This window comes from Paraburkholderia sp. RL17-337-BIB-A, from assembly GCF_046025895.1.
Lineage (GTDB): Bacteria > Pseudomonadota > Gammaproteobacteria > Burkholderiales > Burkholderiaceae > Paraburkholderia > Paraburkholderia fungorum_C.
Window position 1 is genome coordinate 761,033 of sequence record NZ_JARESY010000002.1, and the last position, 21,913, is coordinate 782,945.

21 protein-coding genes are annotated in these 21,913 nt (G+C 62.2%); 19 read left to right on the forward strand and 2 right to left on the reverse strand.

Annotated features, from left to right (window positions below):
• Window positions 1–183: 183 nt before the first annotated feature.
• The 5 genes from P0D84_RS24350 to P0D84_RS24370 all read left to right on the forward strand — a co-directional run bounded on the left by P0D84_RS24350 (window position 184) and on the right by P0D84_RS24370 (window position 6,872).
• Window positions 184–1,569, forward strand: coding sequence for a class I tRNA ligase family protein (locus P0D84_RS24350; protein WP_408341156.1), 1,386 nt, complete (start codon window positions 184–186; stop codon window positions 1,567–1,569).
• Entirely contained in the window at window positions 1,566–2,786 is a 1,221-nt protein-coding gene (locus tag P0D84_RS24355; protein ID WP_408341158.1) for an MFS transporter, read from the forward strand. The genes P0D84_RS24350 and P0D84_RS24355 overlap by 4 nt, the downstream gene beginning before the upstream one ends.
• Entirely contained in the window at window positions 2,783–3,958 is a 1,176-nt protein-coding gene (locus P0D84_RS24360) for an ATP-grasp domain-containing protein (protein ID WP_408341160.1), read from the forward strand. Before P0D84_RS24355 ends, P0D84_RS24360 begins: the two co-directional genes overlap by 4 nt.
• Window positions 3,955–5,178: a KamA family radical SAM protein gene (locus tag P0D84_RS24365; protein WP_408341162.1), complete on the forward strand. Its 1,224-nt coding sequence runs from the start codon at window positions 3,955–3,957 to the stop codon at window positions 5,176–5,178. The genes P0D84_RS24360 and P0D84_RS24365 overlap by 4 nt, the downstream gene beginning before the upstream one ends.
• Window positions 5,179–5,342: 164 nt before the next feature.
• On the forward strand, window positions 5,343–6,872 hold the full coding sequence (locus P0D84_RS24370) for a thioredoxin family protein (protein ID WP_408341164.1): 1,530 nt from the start codon (window positions 5,343–5,345) through the stop codon (window positions 6,870–6,872).
• 71 nt (window positions 6,873–6,943) lie between these two features.
• Here P0D84_RS24370 and P0D84_RS24375 read toward each other — a convergent pair whose 3' ends face one another.
• Window positions 6,944–7,339 carry a LysR substrate-binding domain-containing protein gene (locus P0D84_RS24375; RefSeq protein WP_408341166.1) on the reverse strand — a complete coding sequence of 132 codons (396 nt, stop codon included), beginning with the start codon at window positions 7,337–7,339 and terminating at the stop codon, window positions 6,944–6,946.
• A gap of 44 nt (window positions 7,340–7,383) precedes the next feature.
• Here P0D84_RS24375 and P0D84_RS24380 point away from each other — a divergent pair, with 44 nt between their 5' ends.
• The 3 genes from P0D84_RS24380 (at window position 7,384) to aroQ (ending at window position 8,926) form a co-directional block, all read left to right on the forward strand.
• Complete coding sequence (locus P0D84_RS24380; protein ID WP_408341168.1) at window positions 7,384–7,530, forward strand: hypothetical protein; 147 nt, start codon at window positions 7,384–7,386, stop codon at window positions 7,528–7,530.
• A gap of 89 nt (window positions 7,531–7,619) precedes the next feature.
• The gene (locus P0D84_RS24385) at window positions 7,620–8,453 is read left to right on the forward strand and encodes a shikimate dehydrogenase family protein (RefSeq protein ID WP_408341170.1); all 834 of its coding nucleotides are present in this window, start codon (window positions 7,620–7,622) and stop codon (window positions 8,451–8,453) included.
• 17 nt (window positions 8,454–8,470) lie between these two features.
• Window positions 8,471–8,926: a type II 3-dehydroquinate dehydratase gene (gene aroQ / locus P0D84_RS24390; RefSeq protein ID WP_408345954.1), complete on the forward strand. Its 456-nt coding sequence runs from the start codon at window positions 8,471–8,473 to the stop codon at window positions 8,924–8,926.
• A gap of 326 nt (window positions 8,927–9,252) precedes the next feature.
• Here aroQ and P0D84_RS24395 read toward each other — a convergent pair whose 3' ends face one another.
• A complete protein-coding gene (locus P0D84_RS24395; protein ID WP_408341172.1) occupies window positions 9,253–10,071 on the reverse strand; it encodes a class I SAM-dependent methyltransferase in 819 nt (272 codons plus the stop codon).
• A 472-nt stretch (window positions 10,072–10,543) separates the two neighbouring features.
• Here P0D84_RS24395 and P0D84_RS24400 point away from each other — a divergent pair, with 472 nt between their 5' ends.
• From P0D84_RS24400 to P0D84_RS24450, 11 genes are all read left to right on the forward strand, one after another.
• Complete coding sequence (locus P0D84_RS24400; RefSeq protein WP_408341174.1) at window positions 10,544–11,182, forward strand: DUF1326 domain-containing protein; 639 nt, start codon at window positions 10,544–10,546, stop codon at window positions 11,180–11,182.
• Window positions 11,154–11,996, forward strand: coding sequence for a DUF2182 domain-containing protein (locus P0D84_RS24405; protein ID WP_408341176.1), 843 nt, complete (start codon window positions 11,154–11,156; stop codon window positions 11,994–11,996). The genes P0D84_RS24400 and P0D84_RS24405 overlap by 29 nt, the downstream gene beginning before the upstream one ends.
• Window positions 11,997–12,536: 540 nt before the next feature.
• A complete protein-coding gene (locus tag P0D84_RS24410) occupies window positions 12,537–13,592 on the forward strand; it encodes a HoxN/HupN/NixA family nickel/cobalt transporter (RefSeq protein ID WP_408341178.1) in 1,056 nt (351 codons plus the stop codon).
• A gap of 91 nt (window positions 13,593–13,683) precedes the next feature.
• Window positions 13,684–14,661 carry an IS5 family transposase gene (locus P0D84_RS24415; protein WP_408341180.1) on the forward strand — a complete coding sequence of 326 codons (978 nt, stop codon included), beginning with the start codon at window positions 13,684–13,686 and terminating at the stop codon, window positions 14,659–14,661.
• 437 nt (window positions 14,662–15,098) lie between these two features.
• Window positions 15,099–16,157, forward strand: a complete 1,059-nt coding sequence (locus P0D84_RS24420) for an NADH-quinone oxidoreductase subunit B family protein (RefSeq protein ID WP_408341182.1) — start codon at window positions 15,099–15,101, stop codon at window positions 16,155–16,157.
• 53 nt (window positions 16,158–16,210) lie between these two features.
• A complete protein-coding gene (locus P0D84_RS24425) occupies window positions 16,211–18,025 on the forward strand; it encodes a nickel-dependent hydrogenase large subunit (protein WP_408341184.1) in 1,815 nt (604 codons plus the stop codon).
• Window positions 18,022–18,624 (forward strand): NifU-related iron-sulfur-binding protein, encoded by a 603-nt coding sequence (locus tag P0D84_RS24430; RefSeq protein ID WP_408341186.1) that lies wholly within the window; start codon window positions 18,022–18,024, stop codon window positions 18,622–18,624. The genes P0D84_RS24425 and P0D84_RS24430 overlap by 4 nt, the downstream gene beginning before the upstream one ends.
• Window positions 18,621–19,259: a DUF5947 family protein gene (locus P0D84_RS24435; protein ID WP_408341188.1), complete on the forward strand. Its 639-nt coding sequence runs from the start codon at window positions 18,621–18,623 to the stop codon at window positions 19,257–19,259. Before P0D84_RS24430 ends, P0D84_RS24435 begins: the two co-directional genes overlap by 4 nt.
• The gene (locus P0D84_RS24440; RefSeq protein WP_408341190.1) at window positions 19,252–19,911 is read left to right on the forward strand and encodes a DUF6084 family protein; all 660 of its coding nucleotides are present in this window, start codon (window positions 19,252–19,254) and stop codon (window positions 19,909–19,911) included. Before P0D84_RS24435 ends, P0D84_RS24440 begins: the two co-directional genes overlap by 8 nt.
• Window positions 19,908–21,320: a hypothetical protein gene (locus tag P0D84_RS24445; RefSeq protein ID WP_408341192.1), complete on the forward strand. Its 1,413-nt coding sequence runs from the start codon at window positions 19,908–19,910 to the stop codon at window positions 21,318–21,320. The genes P0D84_RS24440 and P0D84_RS24445 overlap by 4 nt, the downstream gene beginning before the upstream one ends.
• Window positions 21,317–21,868 carry a hydrogenase maturation protease gene (locus P0D84_RS24450; RefSeq protein WP_408341194.1) on the forward strand — a complete coding sequence of 184 codons (552 nt, stop codon included), beginning with the start codon at window positions 21,317–21,319 and terminating at the stop codon, window positions 21,866–21,868. Before P0D84_RS24445 ends, P0D84_RS24450 begins: the two co-directional genes overlap by 4 nt.
• The last annotated feature ends 45 nt before the right edge of the window (window positions 21,869–21,913 follow it).

Consider the following 21,913-nt stretch of genomic DNA (forward strand, 5'->3'; position numbering starts at 1 on the left):
ATAAGGTGAGTCAGTGTTCGGTTGCTTCGACCGACAGTGGTTGCCGCATCGAGGCGTAGCGCAGTGTTTTTTGCCTTTGCGCACACCGCGACCCAGTGGCGCACATGGTGTGCTGGAGACGTGGACGGATTCTTTTCCTGGTAGGCGGAGCGAATACTAATGGCACCCAGAAAGTACCTCCTGGTGGCGGCCATGCCGACACCGAACGGTGCCCTGCACCTGGGGCACGTGGGCGCGCAATATCTGCCGCTGGATGTGTTCCGGAGGTATCAGGAGCAGCAAGGCAACCGGGTGGCTTATTACGGCGGCTTCGATGTCTTCGACAATGCGGTCTGCATAGCGGCGCAACGCAATGGCCGCACGCCGCAGGAACACGCCGCGCTCGTCACGACCCAGATCACGGCGGAGCTTCGGTATCTCGACATTCACATCGATGGGCTGATCAACTATGCCGACGCGGCACACTCCGCGCTCGCGCGCCAGTTGGTGGAGCAGTTGCGCGAGACGTACGGCCCTCGAGTGAGTCGTCGTGTGGCGCAATTCCCATTTGACGAGACGGGACGACCACTTGGCGGGAACTGGCTTCGCGGCCGCTGCGCTTACTGCAAGGCGGCCGTCAAGGGATACTCCTGCGACCTGTGCGGCCGTTCGCTGTTGCCGTCCGAGCTGATCGACCCGGAGACGATCGACGGTTCGGCAATCCACTGGCATGCCGTGACGCTTGAATTCGTGACCGCGCCCGTTCAAGGGCTGCGTGCCTATCTCGAGTCTCTCCCTTGCGCGCAGCAGTACCTGCCTCTCGTGACCGGACGTCTCGATGCGCCCGAACTGCACTTGCAATGGACCAATGTCGACAGCTGGGGCCTGTCGCTGGCCGAGGGAGCGGTCGTCTATAACCGCAACTTCACGCTGGTGGAGCAGTTGCTCCTTGGCGACCTCGCTCGCGCACCCCTCGATCTGAAAGAAAACGCCTTCTGTCCCGGGAGCGACGTGGTTTCCATCCTGGCTTACGGCAAGGACAACGCCGGGTTGCTGCTGGCCGACATCTCCGCGCTTGCGATGGCTACCGGCTATTACCAGCCGTACAGGTACCAGTGGATCAGTCCTTTCTACACGCTCGACAGCCGAAAGATGTCGACCAGCGGCAACCACGCCATCTGGGTGCGCGATGTCAGCGGCAGCGATGCAGAAGCGATCCGCATGTACGTCTGCCGCAAGTTCGACGTGCGGCGAGACGTCGATCTGTCTCTAGCCGAACTTCGCAGCGAAGAGGCGGCTCACGCCAGGCTGGTCGATCTGGTGCGCTCAGTAATTGCTCAGGCGTCCAGAACTGTGCTTCCGTCCGCTGAGATGAGTGGGGTTCTGGCGCGCCTGCGAGGAACGGTGCGCGATGCCATGCAGGATGGCATCGCAGACATTGCCGTCTTTCCTCAGGCCATCGACGAGTGGGTGGCATTGCGGCCGTCGGCGAGCGCGAGACAGTGGCTGCTCGGACTTTCGGGGCTGGCCGCGCCCTTGTTGCCCCGCCTGGCACGCGAGATCGACGAGCACCTGGAGGTCACCCGATGAGCACGCGTGGAGGCGGTCGTCTGCTGCTCGCGGCAACCGTCGGGAATCTGGCCGATGGCGTCCGGGTGTCCGCGTTCCCGCTGCTCGTCGCGGGACTCTCGACCTCGCCGTTCGTCGTCGCGTTGAGCACGGCGCTCACGCACCTGCCGTGGCTGCTTTTTGCGCTGTACGCTGGCCTGGTGGTGGACCGGCATGGCGCGAGGCGTGCGCTTGTGTTGTCGCATGCAATACGGGCCCTGTTCATGCTGCCCGCTTTGGCCGTGGCTGCGTTTGGGGGAAGGGTGGCGCTGCTGCTGGCGGTCATCTTCGCCATGGGTGTCCTGGAGGTGTTCGTCAACACGGCTGAGCCGACGCTCGTGCCAGCAGTCGTGGAGGCCGATGCGCTTGCCACGACCAACGCAACGTTGAGCGTCATCGAGCCGGTTATGAACTCTTTTCTCGGCGTCGCATTGGGTGCCGTGCTGTTCGGGGTCACAAAGTGGCTTCCATTCGTCATCGTCGCAATCGCCTATTGCGGCGCAACGGTCCTGCTAAGCACGCTGAGGCCGCGTGAGATTCGCACCGCGGAGGCCCGTGGACAGTGGGGGGACAATCTCCTCGACGGGGTTCGCTTCGTGTGCAGCAACAGAATCTTGCTGACGCTGGCCGTCGTGACGGGACTGGCAAACTTTGCGATGACCGCGTTCTTCAGTGTCCTCGTGCTTTATGTACGCCGGTTTGGATATGACACCCAGTACCTCTTTGCCGCATCGCTCACGGCAGTGTCGGCCGGCTCCGTCCTCACGCCAGGGCTCATCGGCCCAGCGCGCCGCTGGTTCGGCGACGCCTGGGTGTTGCGCGGCGCAATCGTTCTCCTGACAGTCGCCCTCGGCATCATTGCCACTGCGGACCGCCTGCCGTTGGCATTGGTAGGGTTCGTCGCGATCGGCGTGGCGGTTGGCCTCTGGGGAACTGTTGCCGTGACGTTTCGCCAGGAGGTGGTGCCGGAGCAGTTGCTGGGGCGGGCAAACGCCTTCTATCGCCTGGTTTCCTACGGCAGCGCGCCGCTGGGCGCATTGTTCTCGGGGGGGATGTCGGAGTTCGCCGGTGTTACGCAGACCTGCACGGCGGCCGCGATCCTTACCCTGTTGTGCTGGCCGCTGCTGCCCCTCATCTCACACCGCCAGATGACCCACATGCGCCAACTGGGCGCGACCTTGAAGGAGGACGTCTCGTGAAGATCCTGATCCTCAATAACTGGAGTGGCCTGATGCACTTCTTCCACCAGTACGTGGACCATGATTCGCATGAAGTCCACTACCTGTGCGACGACAGCGGCGTAAAGGCGGTACGCACTTTCCTCGACCCGGACCACATCCACGGAATGACCGTCGTCAAGGACTTCGATCACCGCGACGAGGTGCTGAGGGCGGCATTGAGCTTGCACGAAGCGTTTCCGTTCGAGCGCGTCATTGGCGTTGACGAATTCAGCGTGCTTCCGGCTGCCCGCATCCGGGACGAGCTTGGTATCCCCGGTCCTCGCGCCGCGGATGTGGAGCTCTATCGCGACAAGCGGCTGATGAAGCGTCGCGTGGCGGAAAGCGGCATCCGTGTTCCGCGCGAGCTGGGCGCGACGGTAGAGGCCGATTCCTTCATGCCGTGCGTAGTGAAACGTCCGGACGGCGCCGCCGCAATGGGCGTCACGATCTGCCACACCCCGGAGCAGGCCGCGGCCGCGCTCGCGGCCGCCACGGCTTCGGTGCTCGTCGAGGAGTTTGTCGAAGGCGAGGTCTTCCATATTGACGGAGGGTATCGCGACGGCCAGATCGTTTGCGTGCCCCACGCGTATACCAACACCTGCTACCGGCACTACGTGAACGCCCAGCCTATCGGGTCGGTGAAGGTCGATGAGCCTGTCCTGAATCAGCGTCTGGTCGAATTCGCTGAAAAGGTCGTCAACGCCTTGCCGTTGCGCGAAGGGGTATTTCACCTCGAGGTGGTTCGTAACCAGGCCGACGATCTGGTGTTTCTGGAGATCGCTTGCCGGGTGGGTGGCGGCGAGATCTACCGCAATTTCATCGATGTCTACGGCATGGACCTGCTGAAGTTTCACATCGAGGCTGATCTGGGCCTGCAGCCCCGGCTGCGGCGGCTGGGACACAAGGCTGCCGCCGGTTGGCTGCTGATGAACTTCGCGCAGCGGCCCCGCACATTGACTGGCTTCCACTGCGCCGCGTTGTCCGCGGAGAACTGCATGTACGCGATGCGCTCGGTCAAGCTGGGGCGACAGATTGAGCACGCCTATGACTACATCGCCTTCGCCCTGCGCGCGGCGACATCCGAGGACATCCGCCGCAGCATCGACGAGTTGATTGCCAAGGTTCAACTCGTGACGGAGCCGGTGCAATGAGTTGCCAGAACGCCGTGCCGCCCGACGGGCCGATCGCAAATCAGTCGGGTGCCAGTCAAACCGTGGCTGTGCGGCCTCGCATGCTGAGGACGCGCGAGGAATTGATGGCCTACGACCCCGAGCGCGAGCCGTGGGCCCAGCAACTGTCGAGGCGGTACACCCACCACTCACAGCTCGCCGGCATCCTGGAGCATGTGGAGGACGTGCCAGAAGGCCTATATTCGATGTTCAACTTCAGGGTCACGCCGTACATGGCGCAGCTGATGGATCCCATCGACCCGTTGTGCCCGATCCGCAGGCAGTATTTGCCCACGAGCAACGAGCTCGTCATCCGCTCCTATGAAGCGCGGGACTCGCTGGCCGAGGACAACGCGATGGGGGAGCCGGGGTCGTCGGTGGTGCACAGATACCCGCAGCGCGTGTTGTTCCTCGTGCAGAACACGTGCGGTGCCTACTGCCGGTACTGCACCCGCAAGCGCATGGTGTCCGACGCCGACGCGGCCATCACCGGCCACGCTATCGATGCGGGTATCCGCTACATCGCCTCGCATCGGGAGATCGAGGACGTACTGCTGAGCGGCGGAGACCCGCTGATACTCAGCGACAGAAAGCTCGACGCGATCCTCGCCGCCCTCCGTGCCGAAGCCCCGCATGTGAGGCTGCTTCGGATCGGTTCGCGTCTGCCGGTCCAGCTTCCGACGCGCATCACCGATGAGCTGTGCGAGCTGCTATCCCGGCATAACGTGCAGATGGTCAACCTCCACATCAACCACCCGAAGGAGATCACGCCGCTGCTGGTGCGCCGGCTGGCCATGCTCCGCAGGGCGGGAGTCATGCTCGGCAACCAGTCGGTGCTGCTGCGCGGCGTCAATGACAGCGTCGCTATCCAGCGGGAACTGTGCATGCGCCTGGTCGAGATCGGCGTACGTCCCTACTACGTTTACTCCAACGATAGCGCCCAGGGGAACTGGCAGTTCACGGTGCCGCTCGCGGAGATGACCGAGATCGCTCGAGGACTGCGCGGCTGGATCAGCGGACCGGCCGTGCCGACCTTCGTCGTGGATGGCACGGGTGGCCTCGGGAAAATGCCGGTGCTGCCGGCATACGTCATGCAAGATGGGGAGACGGGGGAGGTGTGGGCCACCAATTACGAGGGCCAGCGGTCTCGACAGCGGAACCTGGAGCGCGCAGCGAATCCTCAGTTGTCCGAGAGAACTTGAATTACAGGGAGCGTATCTGCATGAATCAGAACAGCACGGAGTTCCTGTCCCGCAACGGCTTGTCGAGTATGTCGAGACACAGTGGCAAATCGGCCCGCTGCTGCGCTGGCTGCGCGCCGGCCCGGTATGACCTTCTTTTCACGCACTGACCCATGGAGTCCGTCATGACGATCGACTGGATCACGCAAGACCGTCACGAGGAAGCGATTGCGGCTTCCGCAGCCGGCGACAAGCCCATCCTGATCTACTTCCACAGCAAATCGTGCGACGGCTGCCAGCGGCTGGAACGAGAGGTACTGTCCAACGAGGCAGTCCAGAGCGCGATCGGCAAGGCCACCATCCCGATGTGGGTCGAGGTTGAACAGGGGAGGGTGGACACGCGTGTCTCTTCCCTCGTGGGCAGCCACATCTTCATCATGTCGCCGGTGGTGCAGCTCGTCTCCTGCCACGGGGACATCTTCCACAAGTTCCTCGGCGCGCCGCTGCATACGCGGCTGGATCTTGGGTATACGCGGGTGCACCACGACGTAGCCGGCGACATCGGCGTCGCGCAGTTCCTTGGGCAGCTTCACCTGGGCGTGGACAAGCGCCACCTGTTCAACGGCGACTTCGCGCTTGCCACCCAGGCGCTGAGTGAGGTTGTCGCGCAGGCTACCGACTCGCTGACCTATGAGGAGGCGCGGTATTGGCTACCCGTTGCGCAAAACAGCGGGCGCTATCCGGAGGAAACGTGTGCCGGTCCTATTGCACCGACACTGCCGGCGCTATCGGAGATAGCCAACGAGGTGCGGCGGTTCTGCTCGCTGCTGACAGCGATCCCCGATACGGAGCTCATGGCCGACTGGCCCGGTACGCCAGGGGAAGGCGGTTGGGCGCATTACTCCGACTGTCTTCGCGAAGTCTGCCTCGGCGTCTATCAGACGCTGTTGGACTCCGGAAACGCCGCGACACGAGTACGGCAATCAAAAGGCGTTGCGCTCACGCAAGCCCAGTTGATCCTGCAGCACTGGCAGGAGTCGTACCGTTCCCTGCAAGGCACGCTACAGGGTCTGCGCCTCAGCGACTGGGACCGCCAACATTTGCATGAAAACTATTCGCTGGGCAAGCAGCGCACGGTCCGCAACAACATCGTGCACTGCGTGATGGCGGAGTTCTGGGCTCACGGGTCGGCGATCCGCAACGCTCGGGCGGCTTTCGCGGGCGTCAGGCACGACGGCTCCAGACCGGTGGATGCTACCTGGAAGAAGTACGGGCCGCCGCCCGCCAACTTTGGAACAGCCGCAGATCTGCTGCAGACCTGGGAGCTGCGTCACAATGAGCTGCTCGAGGAGTTAGCGGGGGTGACGGACGCCGAGCTGGATTTCGAGCGTAGCTGGTGGGAAGAGTCAGGTGTGAGCGTCCGCTTCCGACTCAATCGTCTGGGGTGGCACCTGCAGGACCATGCCGCGGTGCTTGAGACAATCTGCGAGCGCATCGGCCGCGTACGCACGGAAACCGAGCGCCTCGCAGTCCGGATCTTCACCGCGCTTGGCACCGCTGAGGGGGCAATGATCGGACTGCCCAGCGAGGAGAAACGCGGCCTCTTCTCTGACGCGGTAGAGGTCCTGCGTCGCAAGAGCGATGAACTGCAGGCGCATTACGCCCGGTTCTGGGATGACGCGCAACTCGCGCACTCACACGCCTGCAGCCAATGACCGTTGGCAATGCGTGCGAGATTCCAGAATTAGCGAGAGTCAAATCCGGCGCCACCCGTTTTCTACCCAGTTCACAAGCTGAGGAAACGTATTGAAGTTGTCCATGAGTTTGCGCGACGTCTCGCGCCGAAGCGACTCGCAACCAGCGCAATGCACATCACAACGTCTTCGACTTCCTGTTCGACACACACCCGGACGCCTTCGCCACGAAATGCTGCCGTCACCTCTTGCGCCAGCCCGTGCACGGGCGCGTCCGGGTACAGAATTATGCGCTCGTCATCGAGGTTGCGCAGCGTCACGGTTTTTTTCTCGCAAAGTGGGTGACCTTCGTAGAGGGCAACGATGAACGGCTCACGATGCACCAGTCGACGGCGATATCGGACCCTGGCTGCCGCGAAACGGGTCGGCTGAAGGGGCATGAGACCGTGCCCCGACGAAGTCAACCAAAGACAGACCGATCGTGCCATAGTCGACACGTCGGCAACTCGTTTTCATGAGTTAGGAGACGAACATGCAACGCTCAACACATGGAATAGCGGCGAGCGCGGGAGCCCCTGCGGCACGGCACTCCCGCACGCGCTTTGTCGTCCTCGCGTTGCCCGCCGCGGGCACGATGATCAACTCTAAGCGCTGGCATATGTTGGCGGCGCGGCGCTAATCGGAGCACTGTCATACATATTCATTGTGGGCGAGGTGCGACGTGTCGAGATCGATGCCTGAATCCCGCATACCTGAAGGAGTGCAGCAATGATCAGCGGAAAGACTACCCTTATTGCCCACCTCGGCTATCCGACGGAGGGTTTCAAAGCCCCATTGATCTACAACCCCTGGTTCGACAAGAACGGTATCGACGCGGTTGTGGTGCCGATGGGCGTACTGGCGGACGACTACAAGGCATTGCTGCCTCTGCTGTTTCGCCTGACCAACATCCGCGGCGCGCTCGTCACCATGCCGCATAAGGTTACGACCACTGGCCTTGTTGACGAGATGACGCCGACTGCCCGCATCGCGGGGGCATGCAACGCGATCCTCAAACGCGAAGACGGCACGCTGCTGGGCGACCAGTTCGACGGTGCAGGCTTCGTGCGGGGCGTGCAGCGCAAGGGCCGCGAGCTGACGGGTGCGCGCGTGCTGGTACTTGGCAGCGGCGGTGTCGGATCAGCGATCGCTGCATCGCTTGCCGGCGCGGGCGTGGCGGAAATGGCCTTGTTCGACACGGCGACGCAGTCGGTCGAGGCGCTCGCCGGCCGGCTGCGTGAGCATTATCCGGCGCTTCGCGTGAGTACCGGATCGAAAGACCCGGCCGGTTTCGATCTGATCGTGAACGCGACGCCGCTCGGCATGAAGGACGGCGATCCGATTCCGTTCGACGTCGATCGTATCGCGCCGACTACGTTCGTCGGCGAAGTCGTGATGAAAGCGGAATACACGCCCTTGCTGCGGGCGGCGAAAGACAAGGGCTGTCCGGTGCAGGTGGGCACGGACATGCTGTATGAAATGATTCCCGCCTATCTGGAGTTCTTCGGATTCGGTACGGCCACGCCTGAAGAGTTACGCGCAGTTTCACAGATCAAACAGTAACCAATCGAGGTGGAATGATGAAAAAAGTACTCGTGCTCAATGGGCCCAATCTCAACCTGCTCGGTCAGCGCGAACCTGCGCAGTATGGCTACGACACGCTCGCAACCGTCGAGCAGTTGTGCAAGGAAGCGGGCGAACGGCTGGGTGTAGAAGTGGAATGTCGTCAATCGAACCATGAGGGCTTTCTGATCGACTGGATCCACGAAGCCGGGCGCGAGATCGCCGCGGGCAATATGCTCGGCGTTGTGATGAATCCAGGTGCGTTCACGCACACGTCGGTGGCTTTGCACGACGCGATCAAGGGCGCCAACGTGACGCTGATCGAGTTGCACATCTCGAACGTCCATGCTCGGGAATCGTTCCGCCACCATTCCTATATTTCACCCGCGGCGCGCGGCATTGTCGTCGGATTGGGGGTGAAGGGCTACGGAATCGCAATTGACGCGCTAGTGCAGATTTCAGAGCAGAAATGAGCGGGAATGTGGTAATCGGCAGCCCCGACGATTGACGAACGGCGCTGCCAACGCGTGCCGTACTCTGATCGTGCGCTCGAATCACCATATATTGGAACGCCATGCCGGTCTGGCGACGAGGCTCGTCGCTACTATCGAGCCTGTCGAGACAGCGTCTCTTTCCGTGGTGGCAGACGTCATCGCCGACGTTCCTGTGAAGGAGTGCGGACCGAAGGGCTGTCGGCGAGCGTCTCGTGCTTCCGCGGGAGCGGACAGCAGGAATGAGCTTCTGGGCGACTCAAAGGGGTCGACCCTGGCCTCCAGACGCCGCGGCGATGCCAGGTTTGTCAACGCTGCGCGATGACCACGTACGCCTGGATCTTTCCGTCTACCGGTCCCGCGCCGAATCGCTCGGCAATCGCAGCGGCGGACGCTGACGTGGCGTCGTCAACGCTTGCACCGGAACGGGCCTCAATCTCGTTGCGCAAGGGCGTTCCCTGGCAATAGGCGACGGCTGGCTCGCGAGCCGATGCCGCGCGGCTACGCGCCACGATAGTCTCGAAGCGCGGCGCCGCACTGAAACCCGCCTCCGCGAGGTCGCGTGAAATCACTTGTGGGTCGAAATAGCCGTGCGGCGTGCGCACCATGAAAAGTGGTGGATCCGTGGGGAACAGAGCAGCAAGCGCCGCCGTGATGGTATCGGCAAACTCGTTTTCCTCGATCCGATCCCAGACGTTGAACATGAGCACGCCGCCGTGCCGAAGTACGCGCCGGGCTTCGCAAAACGCGAGCGCTTTGTCCGGAAAGAACATGACCCCGAACTGGCAGACGACGACGTCGAAACTCGCGTCGTCGAACGGCAACCGGGCTGCGTCTGCCTGTTGCCACTTCACCGGCCTTGAGGTGCCGATTGCCGCGGCACGATCGAGCATGGGCTGATTCAGGTCGGTCGCAACCAGGTCAACATGCATGGGCAATGCGTACGCCAGCGCGCGGGTCACGACACCTGTGCCGGCGGCGGTCTCGAGCACGCGTGATGGCTTGAGAACCGCCACCCGGTTCGCGAGATCGGCGGCGTAGGGTTCGAAGATCAGCGGAACGAGGTACCTGTCATAAAGCTCGGGGATCGAACCGGCGAAGAGTGTGTCGGTACCAAACCCGTCCATGTGCCTGCTCCTTTTATTGCACTTGCGGCAATCTTAGGCGCAGCGGGGAAAATCGAACAGCCAGGTTGTGAAGATCCACTCTGTCGCACTCCATATACCGTCTTCGAGGATCGCGGGAGTCTACAGCCGGCGAGCACCAGTCGCGATTTCAGGCGCACGAACAGTTTGCCGCAATAGGCGCGAGACCTCCAGGAACGCTCGAGGTCGAATGAACAGTTCAAACAAGTAAACAATCTCTGAAGAATCCGACGAACATGATCGGGTCGGCCCGATCGAAACCGGGACACGGCGAGCGCTAAAACAATGAGCTAGCCTTTCACCCATTTATGCCTATATTCAACGTTGAGCCTGCCGACGTTCTGACCTGAGTCAGGATTAGCACCACCTTCGTTCTCGTCGAGGACAAACGCAAGCGGGCCCGTTCCGCCCTTCAGCATTTCGATGCAGCTTGGTGCGCTGCAGCTGGAGTGACATGGAGATGATGATGGCAACCCCAACCTGGAAGATCAGCGGTCAATACTACGAGACGTGCAGTTGCGATTTTGTCTGCCCATGCCTGCCCGGACAAATGGCAGTCAGACCGAGCAAGGGCTCATGCACGTTTGCCATGGCATTCCAGATCGATCGCGGCCAGCACGAAGCGGTTTCCCTCGACGGCCTCGGGTTCATTGTCCTCGGATTGACTCCAGAAGCAATGGCTAAGGGGAACTGGTCCGTGGGCCTTATTGTCGATGAGCGGGCCAGCACGGAGCAGCGCGACGCGATAACGGCTATTACCAGCGGCGCGGCAGGTGGACCGATGGCGGCGCTATCGCCGCTCGTTGGATCGTTTGTCGGGGTCGAGTCCGCGGCGATTCGCTTCGACCGCAATGGGACGAAGTGGTCTGTCACATCCCCGCAATTCGTCGACATGGCCGCTGAAGGTGCGATGGGCATTAATCCGAACGCAACCGAGCCGCTCCATCTGGATAACACCGGTCATCCGGCCGCCGACCGCGTGGCACTGGCTCATGCCTCGCGCAGTCACGTCCGCGCGCTCGGCTTTGAGTGGGATGACGTCAGTGGTCAGAACAACGGTCAATATGCGCCCTTTTCCTGGCAAGGTGCGTAAGCTGGCTACCTCTTCTCGCGCACCCGGTCCTGGCTCGGTCGCGAGCCTCTCAAGGCGCGAACGCGTTCTCATTCTGGGTTGCGTTGCCGCGGTCACGACGCTGTCGTGGGTATATCTCTTCTATCTCGATCATCAGATGTTGTCGGCAAGACAACACGACAAAATGATGATGGAGATGGGCATGTCGATGGCGGCGCCATGGACGACCGCCGACGTTTTTTTCACGTTTGCAATGTGGGTCGTCATGATGGTGGGCATGATGGCTGGATCGGCGATCCCTGTATTGCTTCTTTTCGCGGGGGCACATGCCCGGCGGGGCGGAGGCAGGGCGCCGTTCATCGTTCTGATGTTCGCCTCGGGTTACCTGGCCGTGTGGATTGGCTTCAGCGCGTGCGCGACACTTGCGCAGTGGGCACTGCACCATGCCGCGCTGCTGTCACCGGAGCTGGGGGCGGCAAGCCCACAGGTGGGCGGTGCGATTCTTTGCGCGGCTGGCCTGTACCAATTGACGCCGTTCAAGCGAGCATGTCTCATGCACTGCCAAAGTCCGCTCGGGTTTCTAATGACTCGCTGGCGCGATGGGACGTCTGGTGCGCTGCAGATGGGAATGCGTCATGGCGCGTACTGCCTCGGGTGTTGCTGGGCGCTGATGTGCGTCCTGTTCGTTGTAGGGGTGATGAATCTTGTCTGGGTGGCGGCGCTAGCGCTGTTTGTTTTGCTGGAAAAGATCGGGCCAGCAGGCGCCGTTCTAGCGCGCACGGCCGGTGCGGCGATGATCGCCGTCGGGGTTCTGCTGTTCGCCGGCATTCTTTGAATCCTTCTTTTTGAGTTGCCGCAAAGGACTGCAATAGTGACCGCCCAGCACCTGGCGCGATGAGCAGGTCGCGGCGATGCTGTTGAAGAAGTCGCTGACCGATCTCTTGCACGCCTATCGGCCTGGCAGCGCCGGGCAGGTTTAAGCGCCTCCATTGTCAACTAATAAGGATAACCTGGTTTATCGGGAAGTTATCTACTGGCGTCATTAACTTGATAAAGCCGGAATGAGCGCTTTGCGATGCCAGCAGGCCAATTTTCGGACGATTGCCATGCACGATCACCCGATCGTTTCCAGCTGCCACAGTCGCGAGTTGGGCGGCAGCGCGCCGGACGCGCTCCCTATTAGATAGTGCGGCTCAAGCTGGTGCGTGCCACGCCCTCGCGACTGCGCGTTCGACGTAAGGTAGTCTGAAGCGGTGATGCGCTGCGTCATCCATCGACAGATGGCGCTGCGTGCGAAAAGGTCTATTATCGAAAAGACGCATCGAGCGCCTGGCTGTGCAACGCAGCCGCCCTTCGCCTTCGAGGAGAAGAACACATGACGGAGATGGTGAAGGCGCTCCCCGCTGCGACACCCGGCCATCAGCGCCGGCAGATCGTGTGGCTCTACGCATTACTACTGACCTTCAATCTCGCCGCATGGCTCGCGGCCTTCACGGCGTTTCGCGGCTATCCGCTGCTGATGGGCTCCTGTTTGCTGGCCTATTCGTTCGGGTTGCGGCACGCCGTGGACGCGGACCACATCGCCGCCATCGACAACGTCACGCGCAAGCTCATGCAGGCCGGCCAGCGTCCGCTGACCGCAGGACTGATGTTCTCGCTCGGCCACTCCACCATTGTCGTTCTGGCGACGCTCGGCATCGCCGTCACCGCCATGGCCTTGCAAACCCGGCTAAGCGGATTCAGGGGGACGGGCGCGATGATCGGTACGCTCGTGTCGACGTTTTTCCTGTTCGCCATCGCGCTGCTGAACCTCGTCGTGCTGCGCTCCGTGCTGCGCGCCTTTCGGCGCGTGCGCCGCGGCGAGCCGTACGTCGACGAAGATCTCGACATGTTGCTCGCCAATCGTGGTTTTCTCGCGCGCATTTTCCGGCCGCTGTTTCGTCTGATCACACGAAGCTGGCACATGTACCCGCTAGGCTTCCTCTTCGGCCTCGGTTTCGATACCGCGACCGAAGTCGGCCTGCTCGGCATTGCCGCGGCGGGCGCCGCGCAAGGCATGTCGATCTGGTCGATCCTCGTGTTTCCGGTGCTGTTTACGGCGGGCATGACGCTGATCGACACCACCGACAGCATCCTCATGCTGGGCGCTTACGGGTGGGCCTTCGTGAGGCCGGTCCGCAAGCTCTACTACAACCTCACCATCACGGCAATGTCGGTGCTGGTGGCGCTGCTGGTCGGCAGTATCGAAGGCTTGGGGCTGGTGGCCGACCACCTGCATCTGAATGGCGGATTCTGGCGGGCAGTGGCGGTTCTCAACGATAACTTCGGCATGCTCGGCTATGCGATTATCGGCGTATTCGCGGCCGCCTGGCTATTGTCCGTGGCGGTTTACAAATGGCAGCGAATCGGGGAGATAGAGATCCATTCCTGATTACAACGCAATGGCCGATCTGTTTTGACCAAACCCTTAAGGCTACGCTGAAAAAGGTCAACGGCATTGGGCGTTCAATCGTTAGATGTGCATGAAACAACAGACCCTTGCGATGGCGGCCGATCAAGGCGCCGGATTTGAACAGTACCGTCGGCCAACCAAACGCGATGTGTTCCTTGAGACGATGGAGCAGATCGTGCCGTGGGCGCAACTGTGCGAGGTTGTCGAGCCGTACTATCCGAAGGGTCAAGGCGGTCGCCCGCCAGTGGGTCTGGAGCGCATGCTGCGCATGCACTTTGTGCAGCACTGGTTCAACCTGGCCGATGAAGCGTGCGAGGAGGCGCTGCTGGACAGCACCGCATTGCGGCGATTCGTCGGGATTGACCTGGGGCGCGAGCGGGTTCCCGATGGCACGACGCTGTTGAAGTTTCGCCGGCTGCTGGAGCGCAACAAGCTCGGCGAGCAGTTGTTCTCCAAGGTCGGCGAAGTACTGCAAGGGCATGGGCTGAAGGTTGGCACCGGCACGATCGTGGATGCCACCATCATCGGTGCGCCCAGTTCCACGAAGAATGCGGACAAGGCACGAGACCCCGAAATGCATCAGACGAGGAAGGGTCAGCAGTGGTACTTCGGCATGAAGCTGCACATCGGTGTGGATAGCCAGACGGGACTGGCACACAGCGCGGTAGTGACGGCGGCAAACGTGCATGACAAGCATCCGCTGCCGGCGCTGCTGCACGGCGACGAGCGGCGTGTGTACGGTGACAGCGCCTATGCGAGCCAGAAAGAACTCATCGCCAGCAAGGCGCCGAAAGCGAAGGACTTCACCAACCAGCGTGTGCGCAATCGCAGTGGTGCAGTCGATGAAACCAGGCGCTCGAAAAACCGCAACAAGTCGAAGATTCGTGCCCGGGTCGAACACGTCTTTGCGGTGGTCAAGCGGCTGTGGGGCTTCGGCAAGGTGCGCTATCGCGGCCTCGCGAAGAACGCCACGCGTGCCTTTACTGCACTCGCGCTGGCCAACATCTACATGAGCCGCACGCGGCTGATGGCACAGGTGCGTCCATAAGCAGCCGAAATGGGTCGAGAGTCCCGCTTGCCAGGCCCTTCAGGGCCGGGAAATCGAACCAGTCGAATCGCTGATCTCACGTTCCGAAATTCAGCATCAAGCTGTCGGCGAAAACGGTGGCTTCTTCAGCGTAGCCTTAAGGGCTATCGTCAGAGAATTGAATAGGGCGTGTGGGATGCCTTTATCGCGGTGCGCGTAGTTTCCTGAATAAGCGGTGAAAACTGGGTTATTTCGTATCGCTGACCTATACTCGAAAAAGTTTTTCGGGCTCATTGCGGTGGGCACCATTCAAACGAAAACATGCAGCCAATCCGATCCTTTTAGCCGCCCCCCACGCGGAAATCATTTCGATCGATTGCTGGACACGTGACTGCCGTGCGGCGTTCGCCACGTATCTTTGCTTGTCTAAAAGAACGTGAACGCAGTGGAGACAGATCATGGCAGAAGCAGACAACGTCCCCTATGGGCGCAAGACTCAGCACGCGCCGGCTCTCACGGAAGTGCACATCATCTGGATAACCGCGGGCCTCGGCTGCGACGGTGATTCGGTATCCATTACCGCTGCCACCCAGCCAAGTATCGAGGACGTGATTCTCGGCGCGATTCCCGGCTTGCCGAAGGTCCATTTACACAATCCCGTGCTGGCGTATGAAAACGGCGACGAGTTTCTCAAACCGTTTCATCAGGCCGCGCGTGGCGAGCTGGACAACTTCGTGCTGGTGATGGAAGGCTCGATTCCCAATGAGCGTATCAATCGCGAGGGCTATTGGGCCGCCTTGGGCACCGACCCCGATACGGGCGACCCGATCACGATTCCGCAATGGCTCGACCGGCTCGCGCCGCGCGCACTGGCGGTGGTCGGCGCGGGCACGTGCGCGACGTATGGCGGCATTCACGCCATGCAGGGCAACCCAACCGGTTGCATGGGTCTTGCCGACTATCTCGGCTGGGACTGGAAGTCGAAGGCGGGCCTGCCGATCGTCAACGTGCCGGGATGTCCGGTGCAGCCGGACAACTTCATGGAGACCCTGCTCTATCTGCTGTATCAACTCGCGGGCCTCGCGCCCATGATTCCACTCGACGACGCGTTGCGGCCGAAGTGGCTGTTCACCCGCACCGTGCACGACGGTTGCGATCGTGCGGGTTCGTACGAGCAGGCGATCTTCGCGACCGAATACGGCAGCCCGAATTGCATCGTCAAGCTCGGTTGCTGGGGACCGGTCGTGCAATGCAATGTGCCCAAACGCGGCTGGATGGCGGGTATCGGTGGCTGCCCGAACGTGGGTGGTATCTGCATCGGCTGCACGATGCCGGGCTTCCCGGACAAGTTCATGCCGTTCATGGAAGAGCCGCCCGGCGCGGTGCTGTCGTCCAATCTGATCAAGAGCTATGGCCCGCTGATTCGCAGCCTGCGCAAGCTGACCAGGAACACGCTCAACGATGAGCCGAAATGGCGTCACAACCGTTCGGAACTCACCACCGGTTACCGTCGCTGAGCGGGCGGAATTCGCGTTGTCAGTGTCGTCAGCATTGTCAGCAGGAGAAGGTCATGGCCATCAGTACCGCACCTGAAGCGACCGGCAGCACGCAGGCAGCGCCGGGCAAGCTGGTCGAAATGAACTGGGATCCGATTACGCGGATCGTCGGCAGTCTGGGGATTTACACCAAGATCGATTTTGCGAACCGCCGGGTGGCGGAGTGCTATAGCACGTCGTCGATCTTTCGCGGCTATAGCATTTTCATGAAGGGCAAGGATCCGCGCGACGCCCATTTCATCACGAGCCGGATCTGCGGCATCTGCGGCGACAACCACGCGACCTGCTCAGTCTATGCGCAGAACATGGCCTACGGCGTGAAGCCGCCGGCGATCGCCGAGTGGATCGTCAATCTTGGCGAAGCGGCCGAATACATGTTCGATCACAACATCTTCCAGGACAACCTGGTGGGCGTGGACTTCTGCGAGAAGATGGTCAGGGAGACCAATCCGGGCGTGTGGGACAAGGCGCAAAAAACGCCCGCGCCGCACGCGGACAAGCACGGCTATCAAACCATCGCGGAGATCATGACCGCGCTCAATCCGTTTACCGGCGAGTTCTACCGCGAGACGCTGATGGTGAGCCGCTATACGCGCGAAATGTTCTGCCTGATGGAAGGGCGCCACGTGCATCCGTCGACGCTGTATCCCGGCGGCGTGGGCACCGTGCCGACCATTCAGCTCTTTACCGATTACATCACGCGTTTGATGAAATACGTCGAGTTCATGAAGAAGGTCGTGCCGCTGCACGACGATCTGTTCGACTTCTTCTACGAGGCGTTGCCCGGTTACGAGGAAGTGGGCCGGCGCCGTGTTCTGCTCGGCTGCTGGGGTTCGTTCCAGGACCCGAACGTGTGCGACTACAACTACAACACCATGACGCAATGGGGCCGCGGCATGTTCGTCACACCGGGCGTGGTGGTGGACGGCGAACTGGTCACGACCGACCTCGTCGACATCAACCTGAACATTCGCATTCTGCTCGGCAGTTCCTATTACGACGACTGGGATCACGAAGAAACGTTCGTGAAGAACGACCCGCTCGGCAATGCGGTGGATCGCAAGCATCCATGGAATCAGACCACGCTGCCGCATCCGCAGAAGCGCAAATTCGACGGCAACTATACGTGGGTGATGTCGCCGCGCTGGCTCGACAAGCGCACGGGCGATCACCTCGCGCTCGATACCGGCGGCGGTCCGATAGCGCGTTTGTGGTCCACGGCGTTGGCGGGACTCGTCGACATTGGCTATATCAAGGCGACCGGTCACAGTGTGAAGATCTATTTGCCGAAGACCGCGCTCAAACCTGAAGTCGAATTCGAATGGAAAATACCGAAGTGGAGCAATGCACTTGAACGCGATCGCGCCCGCACGTATTTTCAGGCGTATTCGGCGGCAGCGGCATTGTATTTCGCCGAGCAGGCGCTCGCCGAATTGCACGCGGGCCGCACCCGCACGTTCAGCGATTTCACGGTGCCAGAAGAAGGCATTGGCTGCGGTTTCCATGAAGCGGTGCGTGGGGTGCTGTCGCATCACCTGGTGATTCGCAACGGCAAGATCGCCAACTATCATCCGTATCCGCCTACGCCCTGGAATGCCAATCCGCGCGATATTTACGGCACGCCTGGACCGTATGAGGACGCGGTGCAGAACACGCCGATCTTTGAAGAGAACGGCCCCGACAAGTTCAAGGGCATCGACATCATGCGCGCGGTGCGCAGCTTCGATCCATGCCTGCCGTGCGGCGTTCATATGTATGTGGGCAACGGCAAGACGATCGACACCTCACACTCGCCGACCTTCGGCGTGATGCAGGGAGCGCATACGTGAGCGCACCAGCAAACGACCAGCGCGCGGTCGCTGCCCAGCAACACCGCATCGAGGAACTGATTGCGGCGCTGGAAGCGCTCGACGATCCGCCCGCGCGCGAAAGCGCCCAGGAGCTGCTGCAGGTGGTGCTCGATTTGCATACGAACGGGCTCGCGCGTCTGCTGGAGATCGTCATGTCCGCCCGGGCGATGGACGGTGCGATGGTCGAGGCGTTCGAACGCGACGCCGGTGTGTCGGCGATGCTGCTGTTGCACGGTTTGCATCCGCAAGATCTGCCGACGCGCGTGTCTCGCGCGGTGGAGAAGATGCGGCCGCTGCTCGGCGTGCAAGGCATCCAGATCGAATTGCTGGACGCCGTGGAAGAAGCGGTGCGCGTAAAAGTGGCCGGGCGTTTGCAAGGCAAGCACAACTCGGTCGGCGAATTGCGGCAGGAAATCGAACTCGCCATTTTCGAGGCTGCGCCTGAGGCCATGCGCGTCGAGATTGCCGGTTTGCAGGACGTCAACGTGCATGAACTGCGCTTCGTGCCTAATGGGCGCACCGAGGCGCACACCGAGCACACCGAGGTAGCCAGCCGGACCGAGGCCGGCGCGCAATGACACCCGCCACCGCCACGACGCGCGGCTGGGTCGCGGGTGTGCGCCATTTCGTGCGCAAAGCCGACGACACGCACTGCGAGTTGTGCGGGGCGCTGCTGCTGGCCGATCATCCTCATCTGTTCGAAATCGACAAACGCCAACTTTATTGCTGCTGCCGTGCCTGCGCATTGTTGTTCGGCAGTCAGCAGAATGCGCGCTATCGTCCGGTGCCACGCGACGCGCGCTATCTCGAAGGCTTTCGCATGAGCGACGCGCAGTGGGATGCACTGGCGATTCCCATCGAGATTGCTTTTTTCTTTCACGACAGTTCAGCGCAACGTATTGTCGCGCTGTATCCCGGACCGGCGGGCGGCACGCAATCGCTGCTGGATCTGCAGGCGTGGACCGAACTCGTCGCCGACAATGCGTGGCTCGCGCACCTGGAGCCCGACGTCGAAGCGCTGCTTGTGAACCGCAGCGAAGGCGCGCGCGAGTACTACCGCGTGCCGATCGATCAATGTTTTGCGTTGACCGGCGCGATTCGCGCGCGTTGGCGCGGCGTCTCGGGCGGACGGCAGGTCTGGGACACGATTCATGGTTTCTTCAGTGCGCTGAAGAGCCAGGGCCGCGTACCGGAGGGTTTGCTCCATGCCTGATCTCGGATTCGCCGTCGAGTCGGCGGACGTAGTGCCGTTTGCCGCGGCGCCGCTGCTGATGTTCAAGCTGCATATCGTGGACACGGCCGCGGACAGGTCGGCGCACCGCGAGATCGCCAGCATCGCGCTGCAATGCCAGATTCAGATCGAGGCCGCGAAACGCCGCTACGCGCCCGCCGAGCAGTACGCGCTCGAGGATCTGTTCGGCATTCCGCCACGTTGGGGCGATACGTTGCGCACGATGCTGTGGACGCATGCGTCGGCGGTCGCGCCACCCTTTACCGGCGAATGCACGCTCGATCTGCCCGTGCCGTGCAGTTACGACTTTAATGTGGCGGCGACCAGATATTTTCACGGACTCGAGGAGGGGGAGATTCCGCTGATGCTGCAGTTCAGCGGCACGGTGTTCTATCGCGAGGCCGATGGCGCGTTGCAGGCCGCGCCGATTCCGTGGCACAAGGAGGCGGCGTACCGTCTGCCGGTGGCGCTATGGCGCGACATGATGGCGCGCTATTACCCGAACGGCGCATGGTTATGCCTGCATCGCGACGTGTTCGATCGCTTCTCGCGCTTTAAGACCCGCGGGGGGCTGACGAGTTGGGAGCAGGCGCTCACGAGCCTGCTCGACAAGCTCGAGGAGGACATATCGTGAACGCGGTCGAGAGCGTGGTGCAGGCGGTGCTGTACGAAGGCTACATGCTGTATCCGTACCGGCCGACTTCGGTGAAGAACCGGCAACGCTGGACCTTCGGCGGTGTCTATCCGCGTGCCTATGCGGAGGCGTCCGGCAGCGATCCCTGGGTAACGCAGAGCGAGTGTCTGCTGCACGGCAGCGAGCACACGCGCGTGGCGGTGCGGCCCGGTTTCTTGCAGGTGATCGAGCGCATGGTGCTGGACGTAGCGGAGAACGCCGCGGTACGGCCGGAGTCGGGCGACCCGGCGTGGCGCACGGTGTCCCTGCTCGATATCGACGAACGGCGCTATACGCCGTGGCAGGAAGCGGCTGAACGGCATATCGCGCTGCCCGTGCTGGTGCTGGGCGAATTGCTGAACGCGCCGCGAGATATTCCCTTTTCGTTCGATGCGGGCAGCGAACTCGAACCGCTGGCGGATCGGCACGGCGCGCTGCGTGGCGCGTTGCGACGTACGCGCGCGGCGCTACAAGGCCGCGTCGAAGTGAGTGCGGCGAGCGTGGTAGCGGGGGTCTATCGGCTGAAAGTGCGCATCGTCAATGAGACGCCGCTCGATCAGGCGCGCAGCCTCACGCGCGACGCCGCGTCGCTGTACGCGTTGGTCTCGTGCCACACCGTGCTGACCGTCGAGCGCGGCACATGGGTCTCGTCGATCGATCCGCCCGACGACCTCGCGGCGGCGTCGGCCGCGTGCCGCAATATCGGCGTTTGGCCGGTGCTGGTCGGCGAGGAACAGCGGCCCGACACCATGCTTGCCTCGCCGATCATCCTCTACGATTTCCCGCAGATCGCGCCCGAAAGCGCTGGCGATCTGTTCGACGCCACCGAGATCGACGAGATTCTCACGCTGCGCATTCTCACCATGACGGACGAAGAAAAGCGCGAAATGATCGCCACCGACGAGCGCGCTCGCGCGTTGCTCGCGCGCACCGAAGGGCTCGGCGCCGAGCAGATGCAGAAGCTGCACGGCACCTTGCGGCAGGTGCGCGCGCTCGACGCGGCGAGCGTGGGCGCGTCCATTTCTCCGACGCAGACCGCCGTGCCCGTCTCGCCATGGGCCGAACTTGACGCGCGGCCGCAGCTTGCCTGCGTGCGGGTCGCGGGCGTGGAGATCCGCGTCGGCGATCAGGTGCGCTTGCGTCCGCGCGGGCGCGCGGACATCTTCGATATCGCGCTGAGCGGCATGGTCGCGACGATCGAATCGATCGAACGCGATTTCGACGACCACGTGCATGTCGCCGTGACCGTCGACGACGATCCAGGCAAGGACTTCGGCATGCAGCGCATGCCGGGCCATCGGTTCTTCTTCGGACCGGACGAGGTCGAGCCGCTCGGTCACGCTGCCGGCGCCCGGCGGGGGCTCGTATGAGCACGATTCTGGTGGCCGGCATCGGCAATGTGTTTTTCGGCGACGACGGGTTCGGTGTCGAAGTGGTGCGGCGTTTGCAGGAGCAGCTGGCCGCAGGTGAACTGCCGGCATTCGCGGCGGGCGTGAACGTCGCGGACTTCGGCATTCGCGGCGTCGATCTTTGTTACGCGCTGCTCGACGGCGTGGACAGCGCGATCCTGATCGACGCGACGCAGCGCGGCGGCGCGCCCGGCACGCTGTACGTGATTGAGCCGTCCACCGAAGAGTCGGGCGGGACGGCGAGCGAAGATCCCTACGTCGTGCCAATCCTGATGTCGCCGCACGAGATGGACCCGGCCAAGGTGCTGCAAACCGTGCGGATGCTTGGCGGCCGGTGCGAGGACATCGTCGTGCTCGGCTGCGAGCCGCAGGATTTCGGCGGTGAAGACGGTGAAGAAGGGCGCATGAGTTTAAGCCGGCCCGTGGCGGCCGCGGTGGAGCAGGCCGCTGAAGTAGTGGTACGGCTCGTGACGGCGAGGCTGGAGCAGCGCGTCGCGCGGGTGGCCTGACATACCGGGTGCGCGGATATGTGATGGATACGGCGTGAAATAACT

Coding starts and splice junctions, on each gene's coding strand:
- P0D84_RS24435 (WP_408341188.1), top strand. CDS start 18,621: ATGACACCCGCCACCGCCACGACGCGCGGCTGGGTCGCGGGTGTGCGC.
- P0D84_RS24425 (WP_408341184.1), top strand. CDS start 16,211: ATGGCCATCAGTACCGCACCTGAAGCGACCGGCAGCACGCAGGCAGCG.
- P0D84_RS24400 (WP_408341174.1), top strand. CDS start 10,544: ATGGAGATGATGATGGCAACCCCAACCTGGAAGATCAGCGGTCAATAC.
- P0D84_RS24410 (WP_408341178.1), top strand. CDS start 12,537: ATGACGGAGATGGTGAAGGCGCTCCCCGCTGCGACACCCGGCCATCAG.
- P0D84_RS24380 (WP_408341168.1), top strand. CDS start 7,384: ATGCAACGCTCAACACATGGAATAGCGGCGAGCGCGGGAGCCCCTGCG.
- P0D84_RS24370 (WP_408341164.1), top strand. CDS start 5,343: ATGACGATCGACTGGATCACGCAAGACCGTCACGAGGAAGCGATTGCG.
- P0D84_RS24405 (WP_408341176.1), top strand. CDS start 11,154: ATGCGCCCTTTTCCTGGCAAGGTGCGTAAGCTGGCTACCTCTTCTCGC.
- P0D84_RS24395 (WP_408341172.1), bottom strand. CDS start 10,071: ATGGACGGGTTTGGTACCGACACACTCTTCGCCGGTTCGATCCCCGAG.
- P0D84_RS24415 (WP_408341180.1), top strand. CDS start 13,684: ATGAAACAACAGACCCTTGCGATGGCGGCCGATCAAGGCGCCGGATTT.
- P0D84_RS24440 (WP_408341190.1), top strand. CDS start 19,252: ATGCCTGATCTCGGATTCGCCGTCGAGTCGGCGGACGTAGTGCCGTTT.
- P0D84_RS24355 (WP_408341158.1), top strand. CDS start 1,566: ATGAGCACGCGTGGAGGCGGTCGTCTGCTGCTCGCGGCAACCGTCGGG.
- P0D84_RS24385 (WP_408341170.1), top strand. CDS start 7,620: ATGATCAGCGGAAAGACTACCCTTATTGCCCACCTCGGCTATCCGACG.
- P0D84_RS24420 (WP_408341182.1), top strand. CDS start 15,099: ATGGCAGAAGCAGACAACGTCCCCTATGGGCGCAAGACTCAGCACGCG.
- aroQ (WP_408345954.1), top strand. CDS start 8,471: ATGAAAAAAGTACTCGTGCTCAATGGGCCCAATCTCAACCTGCTCGGT.
- P0D84_RS24365 (WP_408341162.1), top strand. CDS start 3,955: ATGAGTTGCCAGAACGCCGTGCCGCCCGACGGGCCGATCGCAAATCAG.
- P0D84_RS24375 (WP_408341166.1), bottom strand. CDS start 7,339: ATGGCACGATCGGTCTGTCTTTGGTTGACTTCGTCGGGGCACGGTCTC.
- P0D84_RS24450 (WP_408341194.1), top strand. CDS start 21,317: ATGAGCACGATTCTGGTGGCCGGCATCGGCAATGTGTTTTTCGGCGAC.